Annotated in this window: 2 protein-coding genes; both read right to left on the minus strand. The window is 72.0% G+C overall.

All coding sequences use genetic code 11. The features are described from left to right. Positions 1 to 92 precede the first annotated feature (92 nt). Complete coding sequence (locus tag VGW35_18445; protein ID HEV8309647.1) at positions 93 to 965, minus strand: Fe-S cluster assembly protein HesB; 873 nt, start codon at positions 963 to 965, stop codon at positions 93 to 95. A 31-nt stretch (positions 966 to 996) separates the two neighbouring features. Beyond that, the coding region (locus VGW35_18450; GenBank protein ID HEV8309648.1) for a CGNR zinc finger domain-containing protein at positions 997 to 1,566 on the minus strand (570 nt) is incomplete at its 5' end.

The following is a 1,566-nucleotide window of genomic DNA, read 5'->3' on the forward strand; positions in this document are numbered from 1 at the left end:
CTTCCTTCTCGGGGTCCGACACGATGGCCGGCCGTGGGGCGGCCCGTGGCAGTATGCGCCCGGACCGCTTGCGGGGCAAGCCTCGCCCCGGCTCAGACCCAGTCGCTGGTGAGGATCAGCCAGAAGGCCAGGCCGGCGTACCGTCCGTACCGCCTGAACTTTCGGATCATGGCCGCGTCGCTCACGGCCTTCCTGCCGACGTGCCGGGCATAGGCCGGCCGGGTCCAGGAATCGAGGATCAGCTTGGAATAACGGCCCAGCGTCAGCATGACGTGCGCCGTCGCGTACGGCCCGACCCCCGGGAGCGCCAGGAGCCGCCGTTCGAGCTCCGCGTCGGGGAGATCCTCTGGCGAGGCCCGCCCCAACGTCTCCAGATCCAGGTCCCCACCGCTGACGGACCGGGCCACCGAGAGCAGGTGCGGGCCTCGGTAGCCTGCCCTGGCCACCTCCCGATAGAAGCCCTCGCTGGCCTCCGCCATGGCCCGGGGGGTGGGGAAGGCCCGGCCGTACGGGCCGTCCCTCGGCGCGCCCGGGGCGGGCGCGCCGAGGTGCTCCACCAGGGCCCCGACCATCCGTTTGGTCGCGGACCACGTGCAGTTGGTGGTGCAGATGGTCTTGACCACCTCCTCGAACACCGTCGGGCTCCGGACCATCCGGCCGGCACCCGACGTCACCCAGGCAAGGTCGGGGTCGCCCCGCGCCAGCTCGTAGAAGCGCGACAGGTCCGCGTCGAGCCGGAGCACGTGCTCGATCTCGGCGAGCGCCCGGGCCGCCGTCCGCTCACTCGGCGCGGGTCCCAGGATCGTGACGGTTCCCCGCCCATCGGTCCCGTCCGAGACGCGGACCGTCCGAGGGCGGGCTCCGACGATGGGGATCGTGATCTCGAGCGTGCGCGCCTGCTCCTGGAGCAGCATCGGCGGAAGGTCCACGAACCCGTGCGAGTTCAGCGTCCTCCACAGGTCCACCGGTTCCCCGCCCGCCCCCCGGAGGGGGAACTCAAGCTGCCGGGCCACCCGCGTGTTGCCGGGCTCGCCAGGCCCGAACTTTGTTGCGGTTGCCGCAGGACTGCATGGAGCACCACTTGCCCGAGTGGTTCTTCGACCGGTCATAGAACACGCCGGTGCAGGTGTCGTCGCTGCACTCCTTGAGGCGCTCCCACGTCCCGTCGAGCTGGGCCAGGAATGCCGCCGCCAGGATGCGCCCCAGCGCGCCCGCGACGCCTCGCGTCGTCGGCTCGATCCGGGGGGGACCTTCGGAGCCGAAATGGAGCTCCAACCCGGCCTCCCGGGCGGCCTCGTCGACGACCGACGGCTCTGCCGCCGTCGGCTCGGCTCCGGTCCGCCCCTCGACCTTTCTGTGCAGGGCCGCGTGGACCAGGGATGCGGAGCGGAGCGACCGCTCCGACACGGGCTCGTCCGGGTCGAGCAGGCCGTGCTCCACGAAGAACTCGCGGAGCGACGCGTGGGACGGCGGAAGGCTCATGGGGTCGGACCCCAGGTGGTCGTGCACGGAGAGGAAGCTCCGAACGAGCTCCAGCTCGCCCGGCGCTGGCGGGCTGATGTCGGT

The organism is Candidatus Methylomirabilota bacterium, from assembly GCA_036005065.1.
Classification (GTDB): domain Bacteria; phylum Methylomirabilota; class Methylomirabilia; order Rokubacteriales; family DASRDR01; genus DASYQW01.